Genomic DNA, 21,078 nt, shown 5'->3' on the forward strand with positions numbered 1-21,078 from the left:
GTAGCGGTATCAATATCAGCAGTAAAATAAATTTCCCGATGCATCCGTAGCTCAGCTGGATAGAGTACTCGGCTACGAACCGAGCGGTCGGAGGTTCGAATCCTCCCGGATGCACCATATTCTCCGTAATCATCAGTGATGATGGTTAAGATGGGTTTTCTTATTTGATATGGCTTTAGTAGCGGTATCAATATCAGCAGTAAAATAAGTTTTCCCGATGCATCCGTAGCTCAGCTGGATAGAGTACTCGGCTACGAACCGAGCGGTCGGAGGTTCGAATCCTCCCGGATGCACCATATTCTCCGTAATCTTCAGCAATGAAGGTATCGAAGAGGTAGCGGTACTAACCGCAGGCACCATCTTCTCCCACAAATTTCCTTCAAAAATATCTCATTTCTAAATAACTACTTTATCCATTTCCTGAATATTCTTCTCCTTCGCCATCAGCGACAAAATCAAGCAATTACGCTAAAGTAGCGTCATATTTTTCGACTTGCGAGAAGACCATGTACGAGCGTTATGCAGGTTTAATTTTTGATATGGATGGCACAATCCTGGATACGGAGCCTACGCACCGTAAAGCGTGGCGCGAAGTATTAGGGCACTACGGTCTTCAGTACGATGTTCAGGCGATGATTGCGCTTAATGGCTCGCCCACCTGGCGTATTGCTCAGGCGATTATTGAGCTGAATCAGGCAGATCTCGACCCGCATGCGTTAGCGCGTGAAAAAACAGAAGCAGTAAGAAGTATGCTGCTGGATAGTGTCGAGCCGCTTCCTCTTGTTGAAGTGGTGAAAAGTTGGCATGGTCGTCGCCCAATGGCTGTAGGAACGGGGAGTGAAAGCGCCATCGCTGAGGCATTGCTGGCGCACCTGGGATTACGCCGTTATTTTGACGCCGTCGTCGCTGCCGATCACGTCAAACACCATAAACCCGCGCCAGACACATTTTTGTTGTGCGCGCAGCGTATGGGCGTGCAACCGACGCAGTGTGTGGTCTTTGAAGATGCCGATTTCGGTATTCAGGCGGCCCGTGCAGCAGGCATGGACGCCGTGGATGTTCGCTTGCTGTGAGTGAAGCGTTATCGCTTTTCTCGTTGTTTGCCAGTAGTTTTCTCAGCGCTACACTATTACCCGGCAACTCCGAAGTCGTGCTGGTGGCAATGTTGCTTTCCGGGATCAGTCATCCCTGGGTTTTAGTTTTAACAGCAACAATGGGTAATAGCCTTGGAGGGTTAACTAACGTTATCCTTGGGCGTTTCTTTCCATTGCGTAAAACATCGCGCTGGCAAGAGAAAGCTACCGGCTGGCTGAAACGCTATGGTGCAGTCACGCTATTATTAAGCTGGATGCCCGTGGTTGGCGATTTACTGTGTCTGTTAGCGGGATGGATGCGCATCTCGTGGGGACCGGTAATCTTTTTTTTGTGCCTTGGTAAAACGTTACGCTATGTTGCAGTTGCAGCAGCTACCGTTCAGGGCATGATGTGGTGGCACTAATTGTAGGCCTGCACATATGGTCACCATTACAGTTATGCTAATTAAAACGATTTTGACAGGCGGGAGGTCAATTTGATCCCGGACGTATCACAGGCGCTGGCCTGGCTGGAAAAACATCCTCAGGCGTTAAAGGGGATACAGCGTGGGCTGGAACGCGAAACTTTGCGTGTTAATGCTGATGGAACACTGGCAACAACAGGTCATCCTGAAGCATTAGGTTCCGCACTGACGCACAAATGGATTACTACCGATTTTGCGGAAGCATTGCTGGAATTCATTACACCAGTGGATGGTGATATTGAACATATGCTGACCTTTATGCGCGATCTGCATCGTTATACGGCGCGCAATATGGGCGATGAGCGGATGTGGCCGTTAAGTATGCCATGCTACATCGCAGAAGGTCAGGACATCGAACTGGCACAGTACGGCACTTCTAACACCGGTCGCTTTAAAACGCTGTACCGTGAAGGGCTAAAAAATCGCTACGGCGCGCTGATGCAAACCATTTCCGGCGTGCACTACAATTTCTCTTTGCCAATGGCATTCTGGCAAGCGAAGTGCGGTGATATCTCGGGCGCTGATGCCAAAGAGAAAATATCTGCGGGTTATTTCCGCGTTATCCGTAACTACTATCGCTTCGGTTGGGTCATTCCTTATCTGTTTGGTGCGTCTCCAGCGATTTGTTCTTCTTTCTTGCAAGGAAAACCAACGTCGCTGCCGTTTGAGAAAACCGAGTGCGGTATGTATTACCTGCCGTATGCGACCTCTCTTCGTTTGAGCGATCTTGGCTATACCAATAAATCGCAAAGCAATCTTGGTATTACCTTCAACGATCTTTACGAGTACGTGGCGGGCCTTAAACAGGCAATCAAAACGCCATCGGAAGAGTACGCGAAGATTGGTATTGAGAAAGACGGTAAGCGACTGCAAATCAACAGCAACGTGCTGCAGATTGAAAACGAACTGTACGCGCCGATTCGTCCAAAACGCGTTACCCGCAGCGGCGAGTCGCCTTCTGATGCGCTGTTACGTGGCGGCATTGAATATATTGAAGTGCGTTCGCTGGACATCAACCCATTCTCGCCGATTGGTGTAGATGAACAGCAGGTGCGATTCCTCGACCTGTTTATGGTCTGGTGTGCGCTGGCTGATGCACCGGAAATGAGCAGTAAAGAACTTGCCTGTACACGCGTTAACTGGAACCGGGTGATCCTCGAAGGTCGCAAACCGGGCCTGACGCTGGGTATCGGCTGCGAAACCGCGCAGTTCCCGTTACCGCAGGTGGGTAAAGATCTGTTCCGCGATCTGAAACGCGTTGCGCAAACGCTGGATAGCATTAACGGCGGCGAAGCGTATCAGAAAGTGTGTGATGAACTGGTCGCCTGCTTCGATAATCCCGATCTGACTTTCTCTGCCCGTATCTTAAGGTCTATGATTGATACTGGTATTGGCGGAACAGGCAAAGCGTTTGCTGAAGCGTACCGTAATCTGCTGCGTGAAGAGCCGTTGGAAATTCTGCGCGAAGAGGATTTTGTAGCCGAGCGCGAGGCGTCTGAACGCCGTCAGCAGGAAATGGAAGCCGCTGATACCGAACCGTTTGCGGTGTGGCTGGAAAAACACGCCTGACAGAAAAGAAAAAGGCCACTCGTGAGTGGCCAAAATTTCATCTCTGAATTCAGGGATGATGATAACAAATGCGCGTCTTTCATATACTCAGACTCGCCTGGGAAGAAAGAGTTCAGAAAATTTTTAAAAAAATTACCGGAGGTGGCTAAATGCCGTTGTTAGATAGCTTCACAGTCGATCATACCCGGATGGAAGCGCCTGCAGTTCGGGTGGCGAAAACAATGAACACCCCGCATGGCGACGCAATCACCGTGTTCGATCTGCGCTTCTGCGTGCCGAACAAAGAAGTGATGCCAGAAAGAGGGATCCATACCCTGGAGCACCTGTTTGCTGGTTTTATGCGTAACCATCTTAACGGTAATGGTGTAGAGATTATCGATATCTCGCCAATGGGCTGCCGCACCGGTTTTTATATGAGTCTGATTGGTACGCCAGATGAGCAGCGTGTTGCTGATGCCTGGAAAGCGGCAATGGAAGACGTGCTGAAAGTGCAGGATCAGAATCAGATCCCGGAACTGAACGTCTACCAGTGTGGCACTTACCAGATGCACTCGTTGCAGGAAGCGCAGGATATTGCGCGTAGCATTCTGGAACGTGACGTGCGCATCAACAGCAACGAAGAACTGGCGCTGCCGAAAGAGAAGTTGCAGGAACTGCACATCTAGTCAGTAAACTATCTTCACAATTAATTGAAAAAAGCCAGTTCAAATGAACTGGCTTAGTTGTACTTAGTGCGCACCACCTCCGCCGCCACCTGCGCCAAATGGCGGTTTAGCAAACCACACCAGCCCCAGCAAGACGAGGAATATCCCGGCTGACATCCAGAAGATCTCATTGGCGGAAATAATCAGCCCCTGATTGGTGATCTGCTGGGCAATCCAGCCTGATGCCTGCTGTTGCGTCATCCCAAGCCCTTCCAGTTGACTATACATCGCCTGGGCATTCGGGTTGAACGGGTTTACCGACTCAGTCAACTGCGCATGGTGCATCGACTCGCGGTTGGTCCACATGGTTGTGGTTATCGACGTGCCGATAGACCCCGCCAGCGTACGCGTAAAGTTGGAGAGGCTCGATGCCGCCGCCAGTCGTTCCGGTGGCAAACCAGACAGCGTAATGGTGGTCAGCGGCATAAAGAAGCAGGCCACCGCAAACCCCTGGATAAACTGCGGCCAGGCCGACGCGCCAAAATCCATACCTGGTTCAAAGGTATAGGCACGCCAGTAGAAGCAGACGGCATACATAATAAAGCTGAAGGTTACCAGCCGCCGCATATCCAGTTTATGCGCGAACCGGCCGATAATCGGCGACAGGATCACCGGAATAATTCCTACCGGCGCAGAGGCCAGACCTGCCCACGTTGCCGTGTAACCGTAGACCTCCTGCAACAACTGCGGCAGCAGAACAATAGCGCCGAAGTAGAGCATATACGCGAGGCTGATACACAAACAGCCGATGGTGAAGTTGCGCGACTTAAACAACGACAGATCGACTATCGGGTTATCGTCGGTCAGCTCCCAGACAATCAGGAAGCAGATAGCCACCACTGCCACCACGGTAAGGATGATAATTTCCTGTGATGAGAACCAGTCCAGCTCTTTACCGCGGTCGAGCATAATCTGCAGGCTACCGATACCAATAACCAGCAGTGCCAGCCCCACGGCATCAATCCGCCGCCGTTCGGTGCGGGTTTCACGTCCGCGCAGGGTTTGCAGTGTCATCAACACCACCGCCACGCCAATCGGTACGTTGATGAAGAATATCCAGCCCCAGTGGTAATTGTCACTGATATACCCGCCGAGGATCGGGCCGCAAATTGGCGCAACAATCACCGTCATCGACCACAACGCCAGCGCGATCGAGCGTTTGGCTGGCGGGTAGTTATTCAGCAATAGACTTTGCGAAAGCGGAATTAACGGCCCGGCGACAATCCCCTGAATCACGCGGAAGAAAATCAGCATATTCAGGCTGCTGGAGACACCACACGCCCACGACGCAATAGCAAAGGCGATGGTGGACCAGAGGAACAGTTTCACTTCCCCGACGCGCTTTGCCAGCCAGCCGGTAAGCGGGATCGAGATGGCATTCGCCACCCCGAAAGAAGTGATTACCCACGTTCCCTGGCTGAGCGATGAGCCCAGATTCCCGGCGATAGTGGGGATCGCCACGTTAGCAATGGTGGAGTCCAGCACCTGCATGAATGTCGCCAGTGACAGCGCAATCGTCATAATGACCAGTTGCGCGCCTTCCAGCGGTTTTTGCTGTTGCATCACACGCACCTCTGGATTAGCCAGCGTTAGCTTTTACGATATCGTCGATCAGTTTATTGACAGGTGCCAGGCTGATTTCACGCGCGGTGCTTACCGCTACCGGTGTGGAACGTACTTTATTTGCCAGTACCTGACCGTCACGGTTAGTGGTATTGACGCTCACCAACGTGGATAAACCGATACGCAGCGGGTATTGCTCGAGCTGTTTCTGGTCCAGTTCAATACGCACAGGCAGACGCTGAACGACTTTGATCCAGTTACCGGTGGCGTTTTGCGCCGGAAGCAGTGAGAACGCGCTACCTGTGCCCATATCCAGACCAACCACTTTACCGGTGTATTTCACATCATCGCCGTAAATATCGGTGGTGATGGTGACCGGTTGACCGATACGCATATTGGCAATCTGCGTCTCTTTAAAGTTGGCATCCACCCACATATTGGTGGCTGGAACGACCGCCATCAGCGGCGTCGTTGGGCTAATTTGCGCCCCAGGCTGTACCGCGCGGCGGGAGACATAACCGGTCATCGGACTGACAATACGGGTACGCTCCAGCGCCAGCCAGGCGTTACGTACTTCGGTGGCAGCCTGTTGCACGGCAGGCTGATCTTCCAGTTTAGTCCCCAGAATCATCGCCTGATTGGCATTGTATTGTTGAATAGCGACGTCCAGTTGTGCCTGGGCACTGGTAACGGCGTCGCGGGCGTGTTGCAGCTCTTCGCGACCAATCAGGTTGGCATTGCCCAGCGGCACACGGCGGTTGTAGTCGCTTTGTGCTTTCGCGAGGGCGATTTTTTGCACCTCAATATTCGCCTGCAACTGTTTGCTGTTAATCATCAGCTGGTGGGTTTGGCGAACGCTTGAAGCCAGTGCAGTTTTGGCTTTTTCAAACGCCTGGCGAGCATCTGTCGGGTCGAGAGTGACCAGCACGTCGCCTTCTTTTACAAAATCGGTGTTATCGGCCCAGACTTTCGTCACGCTGCCAGACACCTGAGACATAATTTGAATCTGATTCCCTGCCACGTATGCGTCATCGGTTTCTTCGAAATGACGCAGTACCAAAAACCAATAAATCCCTATCGCTACGGCAATAATTATAAAGAGCAAGGTGAGAAGCAGGAGCAGACGCTTACGTTTGCCGCTCTTCTTTACCGGTTGCTGCGGGGTTTGAGTCTCCGCATTTGCGCTCATATTGTTCTCCACGATCTTCTTAACTCATCGGCTGAGCCGACCTGCTTGCCAAAAAGGCCAGCATGTTGCGATGCTGGCCGGTCATTTTTTCTTTTATAAATCTGGATTTTTGAGCGAGATGACGCGTTAGCTCATCGCTTCGAGAACCACACCGTCTTGTTCCATCTGGTCGAGACGGGAGAGCAATTTGCGGGTGATTTGCTCGAGCTGATCTTTTTCTGTTGTGCTGAGCGCGGACCAGAGTTGATGCAGGCAGTTATGCTGCGGTGGTAAAACCTCGCGCAAAAACTCGTGACCTTTTTCCGTTAATTGCAGATGCAGGCAGCGGCGATCGTTATCGCTTTCACGACGTTCGATCCAACCGCGTTTTTCCAGTTCATCGGCAATACGCGTCGCGTTGGTACGGGATGATCCAAGAGCACAACTCAATTCAGAAGGCTGAATACTGTGGTTTTCCTGAGACTCCAGCGTAATCAACGCCATAAACAACGTCTCGTTAATCCCCTGAGCCTTCAGCATTTTATTGCGGTTCTCCAGCAGCTTGCTTTGCATGTGCATGCAAAGACGAGTCAGAAGGATCTCCTGATAAGGAAAATCTTCGTGGCGGCTGGCGCGAAATTTTAGCATTTGTTCAATGGGCGTAAACGAACTATCCATTTGGGTATGACCTCATTAATTTCAGCCGATATAGTAACGACAGTGACAAATAAAGTAAATGTATTGTTTTAGAAAAATGATTCTTGTGGGTTATATAATCGCCATCACTTTCCAGGCGAGCCCGTAGGCCAGCGCACTAAGCAGTGTTGGGATGATAATGCTGCGTGTTTTATAGAAACTGGCACCCAGTACCGCGAAGCCGACCAGAGTGGGCACGAAACGGCGTGTATCGTGCATCACTTCTGGTGCGGTAGAGACAACCAGCAGAGCGCATATCGAGGCGATGCCAATGGTGTCGAGCAAAATACCTACCGCGCCACGTTTGGTTGGGCGGGCATTACCCACACGCAGGCGCAGCGGCAGATAGCGGAAGCAATAATTCGCCGCGCCAACCAGTAACCCAAGCAGCAGAACCTCATAGCTCATCGGGCGCTCCTTGCCAGAATGCCTGGATTAACGCAGTGAGGCAGCCACAGACAATGCCTGCCAGAATGGCGACGGGAATAGAAAATAGCGTTACGCCTGCAAGGGCACCAACTAACGCTGCGGTAACGCAAAGAGATTGTTTGCGCTGGAAAGAGGCGAGCAGGAAACTCATAAAGAGTGCCGGAAGCATAAAACCTAATGCTGCTTCAACGGCGGGATATCCTTGCAGCAAGCCGCTGCCGGAGAATGCCCCTATTACCGTACCAAATACCCACGATGACCATGAACTGAAGGCAATGCCGATCATCCAGTTCTCGCTCCAGCGGCGATTATTGCGTACCAGTTTTGCGGTTGCGGCGGCAAAAACCTCATCCGTCAGGCCAAATGCCCACAGGGCGGTTTTCGATTTTTGCAGACGCTGAATAATACGGCTACGCAGTGACGGGCCATACAAAACATGGCGAACATCCATTGCCATGACGGTCAGTGCAGCAACCCACAAACTACTCCCGGCTGCCAGCATCGCGGTAATGACGAACTGGCTCGCGCCTGCATAAATGATGCAGGAGAAAAAAACGCTTTCGAGAGGAGAGAATCCCAGACGGGTCGCATTCAGACCGAACGCAAAGGCCACCGGAATATAACTAATAACAATCGGTAAACTGTCTTTGCATCCTTCCATGAAGGTCGCCGAACCAGGAGCAGGCTGTGGAGTAGGGCTTTCCATAGAGTGTACGCTTAACGATTGTTAATATTATAAATAGACTGAATGAATATCTTAACCTTATCAGACTGATGGGCTTCTTAACACCCTTATAAGTGTAAAGCCACGAAAACGGTTGCTGATTGCTTAATTTGCGGCTTCCTGACGATGAAAACCTCGCCACCAGACCAGTAAGTTAACCAGGGCAATCGTCGCGCCAGCCAGACAAACGCCAGCCCAACCGCCATGTTGCCAGGCTGAGGCTGAAATTAGCGAACCGGCGGCACCGCCAATAAAGTAGCTGGTCATGTAACCTGCGGTCAGGCGATTACGCGCATCAGGATGTATTCGATAAATTACCGTCTGGTTAGTGATATGCACGCCCTGCACGGTGAGATCCAGCACCAGGATGCCGATAATCAAGGCCAGTACGGAAGTGTGGCCAAACCAGATCGCCAGCCATGAAAGTAATAGCAGCAGCAGACCGAAAGTAGTGGTGTGGTGCGATTTACCCTTATCGGCAAAACCGCCCGCCGGACGAGCACCCAACGCTCCGGCAGCTCCCGCAAGTCCAAACAGACCAATGACGCCATCGCTGTAATTAAAAGGTGGAGCGGCAAGCAAAAAGGCCATTGAGGTCCAGAGAATGCTGAAGTTGGCAAAGGTCAGGCAGCCCAGCAACGCGCGGGTGCGCAGAATTTTATCGCTGATAAACATGCTGAAAACGGAACCCAACAACTGTGGGTAGTTGAGGTGGGTTTCTGATTTCATTTGTGGCAGACCACGCCATAATGCCAGCGCCATCAGTGCCATTAACACCGAGGCAACCCAAAAGACGGTGCGCCAGCCGCCGAGGTTTGCCAGCAACCCGGCAACGGTTCGTGCCAGCAAGATCCCCAATAGCAGACCGCTCATAATGGTGCCGACCACTTTGCCGCGTTTGTCCGGTGAAGCCAGCGTCGCTGCCAGCGGAACCAGAATTTGTGCCACGACTGAGAATAAACCGGTTAATGCCGTACCGAGGATCATCATCGCCAGTGACTGACTGCTGGCAGTGATTAACATACCGCCCGCTGCCAGTAAGGTCATCGAGACAATCAGGCGGCGGCGTTCAAACATATCACCGAGGGGAACAAGAAACAGTAGACCTGCGGCATAGCCCAACTGCGCGGCGGTAACAATAAAGCCCGCCGAACTGGCGGAAAGGGAAAAGTTACGCGCGATGGTGTCGAGCAATGGCTGGGCGTAATAGTTGCTGGCGACCGCCAGACCGGTGGCGATAGACATCAGCACGATCAGCGCCGGGCTAAGCTCATGATTAGGTTTAGTCATTATTTTTGTTCATCAGGTGATGATTAAGCTGGAAATCAATAATAGCGGATGTTTATGAATGTGGGGCGAAAGATAGATTGTTAAAATGTGCGGGTAATGGGGAGAGGGTATTTGAAGGTGAAATATGCCACTAAGGCAAATGTTACGTTCACTTCCAGACTATAGCTACTTTGTCACTATTTTGCTGGTGAACGTGCCAGGGTGGCTCAGTCGCCACCACCCTGGCGACCCAGGCTTTTGGCACAAAATCGCCGCTATGCGGTACATTCGACTTATTTCTTACGGCTATCGGGTACGGGCGCGAGGTAACATCCCTGTAAGACGCGCCCTCGCCGCGCATCCCTGCGCGTCGCCCCGGCCTTCAGAAAACGTCTCATCGATTTTCAGCCGGATTAAAACCATCGCTGCAATTGTTTTACTCACATGAGCATTATCTGCGCGGTTATCAATATTTACTTCTGCGCTGCCAGCGCCTCATTCACCCAGCCATCGAACTGCTGCTGGTGGGCTTTGATCCAGCCATCAACGTGGCCCTGAATATCGCCTTCTGAGGCTTTGCCGTCATGCATAATGGCGTTCTGGGCGTTAATATCTGCCACTGGTAACTGCATAATGGCAAACAGTTTCGCTGCTGCCGGGTTTTTCTCGGCCCAGGCTTTGTTGGCAACGATATGCATGGTACTGACCGGGAAGCCGTAATTCGCGCCATTCGGCAGTTTGGTATCGGCATTTTTATCGCCCGGCAGTGCGGAGAACGGCACCTGCAACCAGACCACATCTTTCCCCGGTTTCAGTTCGTTACTCACCCAGTACGGCGTCCAGGTGTAGTAAAACACCGGCTTACCCTCTTTGTAACGACTGATGGTGTCAGCCATCATCGCTGCGTAGTTCCCCTGATTATGCATCACGGTATTGGTCAGTCCATACGCGGCAAGCTGGTGGTTGATCGCACCTTCGCAGCCCCAGCCAGGGTTACAGCCAGTCAAATCCGCTTTACCGTCGCCGTTGGTATCGAACAGTTTGGCGATCTTCGGATCTTTCAGTTGCGCGATGTTGGTGATTTTGTACTGGTCGGCAGTTTTCTTATCGATCAGGTAACCCTGTGCCGCGCCGTTAACAAATACTCCTTCACGATAAAATTTCTTATCGCCACCGGCAGCTTCGTACATGTTGTCATGCAGTGGCGTCCAGTTCACTGCGGTGAAGGTTGCATCGCCGGAAGCAAGCGAGGTGTAGCCAACGTTGTAATCCACTTCGCTGGGTTTATTGACGGTATAACCTAATTTCTCCAGCGCGCGGCTGACCAGCAGCGTCTGGAAAGTTTCTTCGGTGATGGTGCTCTGAACCGGATTAACAGTAATGCCTTTGCCCGGCAGGTCGGCAGCAAAAGTTTGTGTAGAGATAAGCGTGGCAAACGCTGTCGCAAAAAGTACGCTATGTCGCATTGTTATTCCTTTTTTTGGCAGGGTGATAATGCCCGGCGTCACCGGGCAAGTGCAGAGTTACTTAATGAATGGGCGGGTCAGCAGACCGACAGGGCCAGTGGTGTACCAGCGACGGTTGCCGCGACTGCGTGAGTCGCGCCCAACGGCCTGCGTCAGGCGGTCGAGGATAATGGCGAGGATCACAATCCCGACGCCGCCAACGGTGGCAAGCCCCATATCCAGACGACCGATACCGCGAAGCACCATCTGACCCAGCCCGCCGACGGCAATCATCGAGGCGATGACCACCATAGAAAGGGCCAGCATCAGCGTCTGGTTAACGCCCGCCATAATGGTCGGCATCGCCAGCGGTAACTGAACTTTGAACAGCATCTGGCGCGGGCTGGCACCGAATGAGCGCGAGGCTTCAATCAGATCCGCCGGAACCTGGTTAATTCCCAGAATCGTCAGACGGATAATCGGCGGCAGAGCAAAGATGATCGTCACCACCACGCCCGGCACGTTACCGATACCAAACAGCATGACGATTGGCACCAGGTAGACAAACGCTGGCGTGGTCTGCATGGCATCAAGCAGTGGACGAATAATTTTCGCCGCTCGCGGACTTCTCGCCAGCCAGATCCCCAACGGTAAACCGATGACGATACAGAACAGCAGGGCGGTTAACACCAGCGCCAGGGTAACCATGACCTGCGACCAGGCACCGATTGCGCCGATGGCAATCAGCGAAACCAGCGTCGCCACGCCCATTCCGACCCCGGAAATCTGCCAGGCGATGAGAGCGAAAACGATAATCGCCACTGGCGCTGGCATACCCAGCAGCAATTGCTGGAAACCGTTGAGGATATAATCAACCGGAACGCGCACGCCCTGGAAGACGGGACGGAAATGGGTAACGACCCAGTCGATCCCTTCAGTGACCCAACTGTCGAGCGGGATCAGCGTTTTATGGAACGGATCGAGAATATTAAAATGCTCGACGTTTGGCGCAGGCGTACTGGTCAGCCAGTCAGCACCACCGCCGTCAGTCGGTGCAGCAGCCGGTGTACCCCAGGCGTCTGCGGACTGTGCGGCACTGTCCGCCGCTGGCGTGGTATCCCACGGATTATTTTGATCAGCCATTATTTACCCCCTCACGATCTAAAGCGCGCAGCAGCATTCCTTTCGAAATGATGCCGACATACTGTTGGTCCTCGTCGACCACGGGCACCGCACAGGGGGCCTGTCCGACATGAGAGAGCAACTCGCTAAGAGGCGTTTGTGCATCGACCGCTAACGGCGCATCAATCAGCGCCGCATCAAGACCTTGCTGCTGCGTTAACGCGGCTTTAAGCGAATCGATAGACACAGCGCCGACAAACTTATTACCGCGTTCGATGACGTAGCCATATTCGCGATCTTCATCCTGCAATAATTTCAGTGCCGAACGCGGGCCGAAGCCGGGGGTTTTACGAATTAAGCCGTTCGGTGTACGACGGGCAATATCTTTCGCACTGAACACCTGGCTAATATCGACGCCACGGAAGAAGGTACGGACATAATCATTCGCCGGATTATTAAGAATTTCATCCGGTGTACCAACCTGCACCACTTCACCATTTTGCATAATGGCAATTCGGTCACCAATACGCATAGCTTCATCGAGATCGTGGGAAATAAAGACAATGGTGCGCTGATGTTTCGCCTGTAATTTTACCAGCTCATCCTGCATCTCGGTGCGAATTAATGGATCGAGCGCCGAGAAGGCTTCGTCCATTAATAATATATCCGGATTAATCGCTAACGCGCGGGCTAATCCCACACGTTGACGCATCCCGCCAGAGAGTTCATCCGGGTAGCTGTGGGCATAATTTTCCAGCCCGACCTGACGCAGTGCATCAAGGGCTTTTTCCCGGCGTTCTTCGGCATTAATTCCGGCCAATTCCATACCGAACGCAGTATTGTCCAGCACGGTCATATGCGGCATTAAGGCAAAGGACTGGAAGACCATCGCAATCTTTTTTCTGCGCACCTCACGGAGTTCGGCGTCGGATATTTTGGCAATATCCACACCATCAATCAGCACTTGCCCGCGGGTGGGTTCAATCAGGCGATTGAGAAGGCGTACCATTGTGGATTTACCCGAACCGGATAATCCCATGATGACAAATATCTCGCCTTCTTCAATGGCCAGACTGGCGTCTTTTACGCCAAGCGATAGCCCAGTTTTTTCCAGAATTTGTTCTTTTGAAAGTCCTTGTTCGATATATTTGAAAGCTCGCTGTGGATGCTCACCAAATATTTTATAAAGATTTTTAATTTCTAATTTAATTGCCATGCAATAGAAAGATTCCTGTTATTTGTTTATGTCGATACATTACCTAATGGAAATAGTCACTTTTTTCTACCCTAACATACTGAGAATCTGAGGCAACCCCTGATGGCAAATGTGGCATGAATATTGATGTGAGCAAATCGCCGGAATTTCCCATGATATAAGGGCTGAGAGCAAATCGAGAAAAGTTGATATTTTTTGTCAAAGATAGCAAAAAAACGCCTGAATATTGTGGTTTCAGGCGAATAATGCAACAGAGTATCAGTGTAGATCACCACAAATTATTTGCGTGATATAAAGCTATTTGGCGGGAATTATTTCCCTGCTGCGGGTAGTGATATTTTTGAAAAATAACACCCTCAGAAATTCCAGTCTTCATCTTCTGTTTCGACCGCTTTTCCCATCACATATGAAGAGCCTGAACCGGAAAAGAAATCGTGATTTTCATCGGCATTCGGCGAAAGCGCGGCGAGGATTGCCGGATTCACTTCCGCCATTTCTGCGGGAAATAACGGTTCGTAGCCCAGATTCATCAACGCCTTATTGGCGTTGTAACAGAGAAACGCTTTCACATCGTCAGCCCACGGGGTTTCGGCGTACAGCTCATCGGTGTATTGCAACTCGTTGTCATAAAGTTCCAGCAACAAATCGAAGGCGAAACTCTTCAACTCTTCACGTTGTGCCTGGGAGATCTTTTCCTGGCTTTTCTGATATTTATAGCCGATGTAGTAACCGTGGACTGCTTCATCGCGGATAATCAGACGGATCAGGTCTGCGGTATTGGTCAGCTTTCCGCGGCTGGAAAAATACATCGGTAGCCAGAAACCGGAATAGAACAAAAAAGATTCAAGAAACACACTGGCGATTTTCTTTTTCAGCGGATTATCACCGCGATAATGTTGCTGAATAATCTGAGCTTTTCGCTGCAACGGCGCGTTTTCTTCACTCCAGGCGTAGGCGGCATCGACATCTTTGGTCTGGCACAGCGTCGAGAAAATCGAACTGTAAGAGCGGGCATGAACCGCTTCCATAAAGCTGATATTCGATAATACCGCCTCTTCATGAGGCGTGAGCGCATCGGGCATCAGCGAAGGCGCGCCGATAACATTTTGCAGCGTGTCGAGCAGCGTCAGGCCAGTAAAAACGCGCATCGTCAGTTGTTGTTCTACGACACTTAATGTCTGCCATGCAGGAATATCGTTCGACAGCGGCACCTTTTCTGGTAGCCAGAAATTGCTGGTCAGGCGATTCCACACCTCCAGATCTTTATCGTCAGATATCTTGTTCCAGTTGATGGCGCTGATACGTGAGAGTTTCATAGATATTCCTTAAAGTGCACAGGAGACGCAGCCTTCAATTTCAGTGCCTTCCAGCGCCATCTGACGCAGGCGGATGTAGTAGAGCGTTTTGATACCCTTGCGCCAGGCGTAAATCTGCGCTTTGTTGATATCGCGAGTGGTGGCGGTATCGGGGAAAAACAGCGTCAGCGACAGCCCCTGATCGACATGGCGAGTCGCTTCCGCGTAGGTGTCGATGATCTTTTCTGCGCCGATTTCGTAAGCGTCCTGATACAGCGCCAGATTTTCGTTAGTCATAAACGGGGCAGGGTAGTAAACGCGTCCTGTTTTGCCCTCTTTGCGTATCTCTACTTTCGCCACAATCGGATGAATACTCGACGTGGCATGGTTGATATAAGAGATGGAACCGGTTGGCGGCACCGCCTGGAGATTCTGGTTGTATATGCCATAGCGCATCACGTCGTCGCGCAGCTGCGCCCACATCTCACGGGTAGGTAACGTAATACCGCTGCGGGCAAACAGTTCGCCAACTTTCGCCGTTTTCGGCTGCCAGTTCCCTTGCAGATATTGGCTGAAATATTCACCATTGGCATAGCGTGACTGTTTGAACCCGGCGAAGGTTTCACTGCGTTCGCGCGCCAGCAACATCGAGGTACGCAGTGCGTGCCAGGTGATGGTATAGAAATAGAGATTGGTGAAATCCAGTGCTTCCGGCGACCCATAAGCGATGCCTTCTCGCGCCAGATAGCCGTGTAAATTCATCTGCCCCAGTCCGATGGCGTGTGAGGCGGCATTTCCGGCTTCGATGGACGGCACGCTGCGGATATGACTCATATCTGACACCGCCGTTAAACCGCGCACGGCAGTCTCTACCGTGCGGGCAAAGTCGGGGGAATCCATGGTGTGGGCAATATTCAACGAACCTAAATTGCAGGAAATATCATGGCCTGTGCGGGCATAGTCGAGATTCTCGTCATACTCTGAGGCGCTGTTAACCTGCAAAATTTCTGAGCAGAGATTGCTCATATTTATGCGCCCGGCGATAGGGTTAGCACGGTTAACCGTGTCTTCATACATGATGTAGGGATAGCCGGACTCAAATTGGATTTCTGCCAGTCGCTGGAAGAAATCACGGGCGTTGATGTATTTTTTGCGAATGCGTTCATCGGCAACCAGTTCGTCATAGTGTTCGCTAATGGCGACATCGGCAAACGGCTTGCCATAAACTCGCTCTACGTCATAAGGCGAAAACAGCGCCATCTGCGCATTCTCTTTTGCCAGATGGAAAGTGATATCCGGGATCACCACGCTCAGCGACAGTGTTTTAATGCGGATTTTTTCGTCGGCATTTTCCCGTTTTGTATCGAGAAAACGCAGAATATCGGGATGATGAGCATGTAAATAGACTGCACCTGCCCCCTGACGCGCGCCGAGCTGGTTGGCATAGGAAAATGCGTCTTCCAGCATTTTCATCACCGGAATCACGCCAGAAGATTGATTTTCAATACGTTTAATTGGCGCGCCCGCTTCCCGCAGATTCGACAGCAAAAATGCCACGCCGCCGCCGCGTTTCGACAGTTGCAGTGCGGAATTTACCGCCCGACCAATCGACTCCATATTGTCTTCAATACGCAGCAAAAAACAGGAAACCAGTTCGCCGCGCTGCTGCTTACCGCAGTTGAGGAATGTTGGCGTGGCTGGCTGAAAGCGTCCTGACAGCATCTCATCGGTCAGTTGCGTCGCCAGTGTTTCATCGCCTTGTGCCAGCGTCAGCGCCACCATCGTGACTCGATCGGCAAAATCTTCCAGATAACGCTTACCGTCGAATGTCTTCAACGTATAGCTGGTGTAAAACTTCCATGCTCCGAGGAATGTCTGGAAACGAAAACCGCTGGCGTGCGCGTGGGCAAACAGCGTAATGACAAAATCGCGAGAGTAGCGATTAAGGACGCTTTCATCATAGTAACCTTCGTTAACCAGCCAGTTCAGGCGCTGCTGCTGGCTACTGAAGGCCACACTGTTCGGACGCACATGCGTCGTTATAAAGGCGTCTACTGCCTGGCGATCTTTATCGAACTGAATGCGACCTGCGCTATCGTAAAGGTTAAGCATCGCATTCAGCGCGTGGTAATCCATCGTTTCCTGCGTCAGGCGTTCTGCGGTTGTCGTTGCCAAAATTCGGTTACTCCTTTACGAACGTTTTCGATATCGCTTTGCGTACCCATGAGTTCAAAACGGTACAGCCACGGCACGCCGCATTTCTGAGCAATCACATCTCCGGCGCGGCCATACGCCTCACCAAAGTTGCGATTACCCGAAGCAATAACGCCGCGCAGCAACGCCCGGTTATGCTCGTCGTTTAAAAAGCGAATGACCTGTCGTGGCACCGCGCCAGCCGTACCGCCGCCGTAAGAGGGCACGATCAGGATGTAAGGCTCGTCTACCTGAATCCGTTCCCGCTCATTGAGCGGGATGCGCACCGCGGGCAGCCCTAAACGTTCAATAAAACGCTGCGTATTTTCGGAGCTGCTGGAAAAGTAGACGAGCTGGCTCATGCACTGGCCGCGTGTGGCGCTGGATGCAGACGATTGATCATGTCCGGGCGGAAACCAGACCAGCTAAGATCGCCTGCAATCACAACCGGCAACTGACGAAAGCCCTGAGCACGCAGCGCTTCTGCCGCTTCAGGAACGCGATCGACATTAATCATTTCAAAATCAAAGCCCCGGTTTTCCATCGCCCGTTTGGTGGCGTGGCACTGAACGCAATCGTTACGAGTGTAAATAGTAATGCGCATGATTCGTATTTCCGTTTAAAATGAAGATACGGCGCGATGATACGCGTCGGGTTGTCTCTCTGTTGATACAGAGATACTAGATGTAGTTGAAAAAAGATTCAACCATACAAGATATGGGAATTTTAGATTGATTACGCCACCGATGAATGGCTCAACGGGGTAGGGGATTTTGTGTTTTTTTGCCGGGTGAATACCCGGCATCAAGAAGTTACATCCGCATGGAAACGGCCAGACGGTTAAAACAATTCATCAGCCCGATGGCAAACGTTAAGTCGCTGATCTCTGCTGCGCTGAAATGCTCAAGCAAAGGCTGATAAACCTCGTCTTCCGCATGGGTTCTGGCAATTTCGGTTACCGATTCCGCCCATGCCAGCGCCGCCCGCTCGCGTTCATCAAAATGATGGCTTACGCGCCAACCTGCCAGGGCGTCCAGTTTGTGCTGTGGCACGCCGGATTTGCGCAATGCTTTGCTGTGCATCTCCAGACAAAATGCGCAGCCGTTGATTTGCGAGACGCGCAAATAAACTAACTCCATCAACGTGGTATCCAGCGTGCTATTTTCCAGTGCCGTTTTGGCCTGCACTAGTGCGTTATACACTGCCGGGCTAAGTTCGTAGTAAGGCTGACGTAATGTAGTCATACAGTTTCTCCTCTTATTAACGCCCGCAATGTAGCACTATAATGGACTGCTAAAGAGAGCCATAAATTACCTAAAAAAGCAGACCATATGCCGCGCTATCAGGATATCGCCCGTCAGTTAAAAACGGCTATTGAGCAAGGGGAACTGAAACCCGGCGCAAGGCTGCCTTCAAGTCGTACCTGGTCGCAGGAGCTGGGGGTGTCTCGATCCACTGTCGAAAATGCGTATGCTGAGCTGGTGGCGCAAGGATGGCTGATCAGGCGGGGACAGGCTGGCACATTTGTCAGTGAGCGGATATATCCGCAACAATCTACTGTACAAGTTGTAGCTTTTGCCGGTGAAAGTCAGCAACCGTTGCCATTTCAAATGGGATTACCCGCACTCGATCTCTTTCCGCGAGAGCTGTGGGCGCGGGTGATGGGGCGTCGCCTTCGTACCCAGACGCGCTTTGATTTGGCGTTAGGCGATGTCTGCGGTGAGGTGGCGTTGCGCGAGGCAATAGTTGATTACTTACGCGTTTCACGTGGGATTGATTGTCAGCCAGAGCAGGTCTTTATCACTCACGGTTATGCGGCCTCAATAGCTTTAATTCTGCACGCGCTGGCGAAACCGGGAAACGGGATGTGGATAGAAGATCCCGGCTTTCCACTGATTCGCCCGATTGTCACTCGCCATGATGTGGAAATTTTGCCTGTGCCGGTTGATGACAATGGACTGGATATCACAAGCGGAATACAAAATTATCCTGATGCGCGTTTTGCCCTGATAACACCAGCACACCAAAGTCCGCTGGGTGTGGCGCTCTCTTTAGCGCGCAGGCATCAGATACTGGAATGGGCAGATCGTAGTCAGGCATGGATTATTGAAGATGATTATGACAGTGAGTTTCGCTATCACGGTAAGCCGTTACCGGCGTTAAAAAGTCTCGACGCACCGCAGCGGGTAATTTATGCCGGAACATTCAGCAAAGCGCTATTTCCTGCATTGCGCTGTGCGTGGCTGGTGTTGCCAGTGAAGCAAATTGCACAATTCCGCCACCAGGCGTCACTGGCTCCATGTGCGGTACCTGTTCTATGGCAGAACACACTGGCAGACTTTCTTCGCGAGGGGCATTTCTGGCGGCATCTGAAGAAAATGCGTCAGCATTATGCTCAACGTCGGCAATGGATTGAGCAAGCGTTGACGCAGCAAGGATTTCAGGTTGTGCCGCAGAAAGGTGGTATCCAGATGGTGATCAGAATGATAGGCGATGATATTGCCCATGCGCGTAAAGCCAATGCTGCAGGCCTTGCTGTGCAGGCACTTAGCGACTGGCGTATCCGTTCAAGTGGGGAAGGTGGATTACTGCTCTCGTTTACTAATATCGTTAACGAAGGTATGGCGCGACAGGTTGCACAACAATTACGTAAAGCCTTAAGCTAAAAAACCCCGAAGCCAGGCTTCGGGGTCAAAGACGCGTATTTATTATCATTTTTGCACTACGATTTGCGCATGCTTAACAGTGCGCCGATAAAAATACCCACCGCTGCCGCTGTACCCACACTACACCAGGGTCTTTCACGAACAAAAGAATCCGCGCAGCCAACGGCATCGCGCGCGGCTTGCTGGACGCGAGTACGACCATGCATTCGCGCCCTGGTTTCTTTCAGTAGAGCCTGCGCTTTACCACGAGCGGCTTCGGCTTCCCCTTTGGCGTCGCTGCCCCAGGACTTCAATACAGATTCGAGGCTGTCAGCTAATTGATTGACATCATTCTGGATATCCTGCACGCCATCATCAACGTCGTTGCGGTTCGGTCGGTTAAACATATGATCCCCCATTAGAATTCGATGTAATTTTCAGTGTAGACCATAATTTTCTTAACTGAGGTTCATCGCGGCTTTATGGACTTTTCTGAAAGCGTTGTGAATGCGCAATCAGGTAAGGTAGGCCCGCGGTTGATAATAACGAGGATCAAATATGTATTTACGACCAGACGAGGTGGCGCGCGTACTTGAAAAAGTCGGTTTTACTGTCGATGTGGTAACCCAGAAAGCGTATGGTTACCGCCGTGGGGAAAATTATGTCTATGTTAATCGCGAAGCGCGAATGGGACGTACCGCACTGGTAATTCATCCAACATTAAAAGAACGTAGTTCGACACTGGCTGAACCCGCTTCCGATATTAAAACTTGCGATCATTATCAACAATTTCCGCTCTATTTAGCAGGCGAGCGACACGAGCATTACGGTATCCCGCATGGCTTTAGTTCGCGTGTTGCGCTTGAACGTTATTTGAATGGTTTATTTGGCGAAGCCAGTTAAAGACGCGACTGGCGATGCCAGTCGCGAAAAGAAGGGTCAGGCTTTTACCTGCTGGTAACGGCTGACTTTAAACAGTCGGCGGCAATAATCGAGGAAGTAGCCATAAACCGCCCCCATCAACATCGAAACAACGATGTTTGAACTGACCGCCGCCATAATCTGATGCCAGTCTGCGCCCACCACTAACAAGATCGCCACATACACCGGTGACTGGAACGTCACATAAGCCATGATATCCGCCAGATTTTTTATCCAGCCCGACGGGCTAACTTTGCGTGCTGCGCGCATAAACAGATCGCGGTACATACCGTATGGCCATGCAATTAAGATGTTCACCGGAATCGCTACCAATCTGGAATAAAAAGACTGTTCGAAGCTCATTCCGGAGAGGAAAACTTCAATACACATGTTCACGACAGAACAGTAAACAACCATCGCGAACGTATCTGCAACTGCATGACGCAAGCGTGACTGCGGTGAGAACATGCTAATGCTCCTTAATAAAAGCGTAATGGGATGTGAATGGAGATGAAATCAGTGGATCTCATTGCCATCTGCATTTTCGCATAGCGTATATCG

22 protein-coding genes and 2 tRNA genes are annotated in these 21,078 nt (G+C 51.4%); 8 read left to right on the forward strand and 16 right to left on the reverse strand.

Annotation, left to right across the window (positions count from 1 at the left end):
• Positions 1-40: 40 nt before the first annotated feature.
• The 6 genes from ACK8NJ_RS05500 to luxS all read left to right on the forward strand — a co-directional run bounded on the left by ACK8NJ_RS05500 (position 41) and on the right by luxS (position 3,792).
• Positions 41-117, forward strand: a tRNA-Arg gene (locus ACK8NJ_RS05500).
• Between the two features lie 102 nt (positions 118-219).
• Positions 220-296 (forward strand) — tRNA-Arg (locus ACK8NJ_RS05505).
• Positions 297-506: 210 nt separating this feature from the next.
• Positions 507-1,073, forward strand: a complete 567-nt coding sequence (gene yqaB, locus ACK8NJ_RS05510; protein WP_000273309.1) for a fructose-1-phosphate/6-phosphogluconate phosphatase — start codon at positions 507-509, stop codon at positions 1,071-1,073.
• Positions 1,070-1,498 (forward strand): YqaA family protein, encoded by a 429-nt coding sequence (locus tag ACK8NJ_RS05515; RefSeq protein WP_001287455.1) that lies wholly within the window; start codon positions 1,070-1,072, stop codon positions 1,496-1,498. The genes yqaB and ACK8NJ_RS05515 overlap by 4 nt, the downstream gene beginning before the upstream one ends.
• Before the next feature lie 72 nt (positions 1,499-1,570).
• Complete coding sequence (gshA, locus tag ACK8NJ_RS05520) at positions 1,571-3,127, forward strand: glutamate--cysteine ligase (RefSeq protein ID WP_000611792.1); 1,557 nt, start codon at positions 1,571-1,573, stop codon at positions 3,125-3,127.
• A 149-nt stretch (positions 3,128-3,276) separates the two neighbouring features.
• Entirely contained in the window at positions 3,277-3,792 is a 516-nt protein-coding gene (gene luxS / locus ACK8NJ_RS05525) for an S-ribosylhomocysteine lyase (protein ID WP_001130211.1), read from the forward strand.
• A gap of 63 nt (positions 3,793-3,855) precedes the next feature.
• On the opposite strand, the gene emrB is transcribed toward luxS, so the two are convergent.
• The 14 genes from emrB to ACK8NJ_RS05595 all read right to left on the reverse strand — a co-directional run bounded on the left by emrB (position 3,856) and on the right by ACK8NJ_RS05595 (position 18,195).
• Positions 3,856-5,394, reverse strand: coding sequence for a multidrug efflux MFS transporter permease subunit EmrB (emrB, locus tag ACK8NJ_RS05530; RefSeq protein WP_001295176.1), 1,539 nt, complete (start codon positions 5,392-5,394; stop codon positions 3,856-3,858).
• A 16-nt stretch (positions 5,395-5,410) separates the two neighbouring features.
• Entirely contained in the window at positions 5,411-6,583 is a 1,173-nt protein-coding gene (gene emrA / locus ACK8NJ_RS05535; RefSeq protein ID WP_001295175.1) for a multidrug efflux MFS transporter periplasmic adaptor subunit EmrA, read from the reverse strand.
• Between the two features lie 126 nt (positions 6,584-6,709).
• The gene (gene emrR / locus ACK8NJ_RS05540) at positions 6,710-7,240 is read right to left on the reverse strand and encodes a multidrug efflux transporter EmrAB transcriptional repressor EmrR (protein WP_000378442.1); all 531 of its coding nucleotides are present in this window, start codon (positions 7,238-7,240) and stop codon (positions 6,710-6,712) included.
• 90 nt (positions 7,241-7,330) lie between these two features.
• Positions 7,331-7,666, reverse strand: a complete 336-nt coding sequence (gene ygaH / locus ACK8NJ_RS05545; RefSeq protein ID WP_000119749.1) for an L-valine transporter subunit YgaH — start codon at positions 7,664-7,666, stop codon at positions 7,331-7,333.
• On the reverse strand, positions 7,656-8,393 hold the full coding sequence (ygaZ, locus tag ACK8NJ_RS05550) for an L-valine exporter subunit YgaZ (RefSeq protein WP_000445658.1): 738 nt from the start codon (positions 8,391-8,393) through the stop codon (positions 7,656-7,658). The genes ygaH and ygaZ overlap by 11 nt, the downstream gene beginning before the upstream one ends.
• A gap of 123 nt (positions 8,394-8,516) precedes the next feature.
• Positions 8,517-9,701, reverse strand: coding sequence for an MFS transporter (locus ACK8NJ_RS05555; protein ID WP_000165699.1), 1,185 nt, complete (start codon positions 9,699-9,701; stop codon positions 8,517-8,519).
• Between the two features lie 452 nt (positions 9,702-10,153).
• Positions 10,154-11,146, reverse strand: a complete 993-nt coding sequence (gene proX, locus ACK8NJ_RS05560) for a glycine betaine/L-proline ABC transporter substrate-binding protein ProX (protein WP_125400265.1) — start codon at positions 11,144-11,146, stop codon at positions 10,154-10,156.
• A gap of 57 nt (positions 11,147-11,203) precedes the next feature.
• Positions 11,204-12,268: a glycine betaine/L-proline ABC transporter permease ProW gene (gene proW / locus ACK8NJ_RS05565; protein WP_411962211.1), complete on the reverse strand. Its 1,065-nt coding sequence runs from the start codon at positions 12,266-12,268 to the stop codon at positions 11,204-11,206.
• Positions 12,261-13,463 (reverse strand): glycine betaine/L-proline ABC transporter ATP-binding protein ProV, encoded by a 1,203-nt coding sequence (gene proV / locus ACK8NJ_RS05570; protein WP_000985490.1) that lies wholly within the window; start codon positions 13,461-13,463, stop codon positions 12,261-12,263. Before proV ends, proW begins: the two co-directional genes overlap by 8 nt.
• A 356-nt stretch (positions 13,464-13,819) precedes the next feature.
• Complete coding sequence (gene nrdF, locus ACK8NJ_RS05575; protein WP_000777951.1) at positions 13,820-14,779, reverse strand: class 1b ribonucleoside-diphosphate reductase subunit beta; 960 nt, start codon at positions 14,777-14,779, stop codon at positions 13,820-13,822.
• Between the two features lie 9 nt (positions 14,780-14,788).
• A complete protein-coding gene (gene nrdE, locus ACK8NJ_RS05580; RefSeq protein WP_411962212.1) occupies positions 14,789-16,933 on the reverse strand; it encodes a class 1b ribonucleoside-diphosphate reductase subunit alpha in 2,145 nt (714 codons plus the stop codon).
• Entirely contained in the window at positions 16,906-17,313 is a 408-nt protein-coding gene (nrdI, locus tag ACK8NJ_RS05585) for a class Ib ribonucleoside-diphosphate reductase assembly flavoprotein NrdI (protein WP_000080959.1), read from the reverse strand. The genes nrdE and nrdI overlap by 28 nt, the downstream gene beginning before the upstream one ends.
• Complete coding sequence (gene nrdH, locus ACK8NJ_RS05590; protein ID WP_001223227.1) at positions 17,310-17,555, reverse strand: glutaredoxin-like protein NrdH; 246 nt, start codon at positions 17,553-17,555, stop codon at positions 17,310-17,312. The genes nrdI and nrdH overlap by 4 nt, the downstream gene beginning before the upstream one ends.
• A gap of 208 nt (positions 17,556-17,763) precedes the next feature.
• A complete protein-coding gene (locus ACK8NJ_RS05595) occupies positions 17,764-18,195 on the reverse strand; it encodes a carboxymuconolactone decarboxylase family protein (RefSeq protein WP_000209797.1) in 432 nt (143 codons plus the stop codon).
• An 87-nt stretch (positions 18,196-18,282) separates the two neighbouring features.
• Between ACK8NJ_RS05595 and ACK8NJ_RS05600 the strand changes: the two genes are divergently transcribed.
• The gene (locus ACK8NJ_RS05600; RefSeq protein WP_001138434.1) at positions 18,283-19,617 is read left to right on the forward strand and encodes a PLP-dependent aminotransferase family protein; all 1,335 of its coding nucleotides are present in this window, start codon (positions 18,283-18,285) and stop codon (positions 19,615-19,617) included.
• A gap of 56 nt (positions 19,618-19,673) precedes the next feature.
• On the opposite strand, the gene ACK8NJ_RS05605 is transcribed toward ACK8NJ_RS05600, so the two are convergent.
• Positions 19,674-20,003: a DUF883 domain-containing protein gene (locus ACK8NJ_RS05605; RefSeq protein WP_001316582.1), complete on the reverse strand. Its 330-nt coding sequence runs from the start codon at positions 20,001-20,003 to the stop codon at positions 19,674-19,676.
• A gap of 151 nt (positions 20,004-20,154) precedes the next feature.
• Here ACK8NJ_RS05605 and ACK8NJ_RS05610 point away from each other — a divergent pair, with 151 nt between their 5' ends.
• Entirely contained in the window at positions 20,155-20,499 is a 345-nt protein-coding gene (locus ACK8NJ_RS05610; RefSeq protein WP_000281320.1) for a DUF2002 family protein, read from the forward strand.
• A gap of 36 nt (positions 20,500-20,535) precedes the next feature.
• On the opposite strand, the gene alaE is transcribed toward ACK8NJ_RS05610, so the two are convergent.
• Positions 20,536-20,985, reverse strand: a complete 450-nt coding sequence (alaE, locus tag ACK8NJ_RS05615; RefSeq protein ID WP_000492658.1) for an L-alanine exporter AlaE — start codon at positions 20,983-20,985, stop codon at positions 20,536-20,538.
• Between the last annotated feature and the right edge of the window lie 93 nt (positions 20,986-21,078).

The sequence above is a fragment of the Escherichia sp. F1 genome (assembly GCF_046764225.1).
In the GTDB taxonomy this organism is placed as follows: domain Bacteria; phylum Pseudomonadota; class Gammaproteobacteria; order Enterobacterales; family Enterobacteriaceae; genus Escherichia; species Escherichia coli.

Bases quoted from the DNA above. Each gene is read 5' to 3' on its own strand.
- yqaB (WP_000273309.1), top strand. From the start codon at position 507: ATGTACGAGCGTTATGCAGGTTTAATTTTTGATATGGATGGCACAATC.
- luxS (WP_001130211.1), top strand. From the start codon at position 3,277: ATGCCGTTGTTAGATAGCTTCACAGTCGATCATACCCGGATGGAAGCG.
- emrB (WP_001295176.1), bottom strand. From the start codon at position 5,394: ATGCAACAGCAAAAACCGCTGGAAGGCGCGCAACTGGTCATTATGACG.
- emrA (WP_001295175.1), bottom strand. From the start codon at position 6,583: ATGAGCGCAAATGCGGAGACTCAAACCCCGCAGCAACCGGTAAAGAAG.
- emrR (WP_000378442.1), bottom strand. From the start codon at position 7,240: ATGGATAGTTCGTTTACGCCCATTGAACAAATGCTAAAATTTCGCGCC.
- ygaH (WP_000119749.1), bottom strand. From the start codon at position 7,666: ATGAGCTATGAGGTTCTGCTGCTTGGGTTACTGGTTGGCGCGGCGAAT.
- ygaZ (WP_000445658.1), bottom strand. From the start codon at position 8,393: ATGGAAAGCCCTACTCCACAGCCTGCTCCTGGTTCGGCGACCTTCATG.
- ACK8NJ_RS05555 (WP_000165699.1), bottom strand. From the start codon at position 9,701: ATGACTAAACCTAATCATGAGCTTAGCCCGGCGCTGATCGTGCTGATG.
- proX (WP_125400265.1), bottom strand. From the start codon at position 11,146: ATGCGACATAGCGTACTTTTTGCGACAGCGTTTGCCACGCTTATCTCT.
- proW (WP_411962211.1), bottom strand. From the start codon at position 12,268: ATGGCTGATCAAAATAATCCGTGGGATACCACGCCAGCGGCGGACAGT.
- proV (WP_000985490.1), bottom strand. From the start codon at position 13,463: ATGGCAATTAAATTAGAAATTAAAAATCTTTATAAAATATTTGGTGAG.
- nrdF (WP_000777951.1), bottom strand. From the start codon at position 14,779: ATGAAACTCTCACGTATCAGCGCCATCAACTGGAACAAGATATCTGAC.
- nrdI (WP_000080959.1), bottom strand. From the start codon at position 17,313: ATGAGCCAGCTCGTCTACTTTTCCAGCAGCTCCGAAAATACGCAGCGT.
- nrdH (WP_001223227.1), bottom strand. From the start codon at position 17,555: ATGCGCATTACTATTTACACTCGTAACGATTGCGTTCAGTGCCACGCC.
- ACK8NJ_RS05595 (WP_000209797.1), bottom strand. From the start codon at position 18,195: ATGACTACATTACGTCAGCCTTACTACGAACTTAGCCCGGCAGTGTAT.
- ACK8NJ_RS05600 (WP_001138434.1), top strand. From the start codon at position 18,283: ATGCCGCGCTATCAGGATATCGCCCGTCAGTTAAAAACGGCTATTGAG.
- ACK8NJ_RS05605 (WP_001316582.1), bottom strand. From the start codon at position 20,003: ATGTTTAACCGACCGAACCGCAACGACGTTGATGATGGCGTGCAGGAT.
- ACK8NJ_RS05610 (WP_000281320.1), top strand. From the start codon at position 20,155: ATGTATTTACGACCAGACGAGGTGGCGCGCGTACTTGAAAAAGTCGGT.
- alaE (WP_000492658.1), bottom strand. From the start codon at position 20,985: ATGTTCTCACCGCAGTCACGCTTGCGTCATGCAGTTGCAGATACGTTC.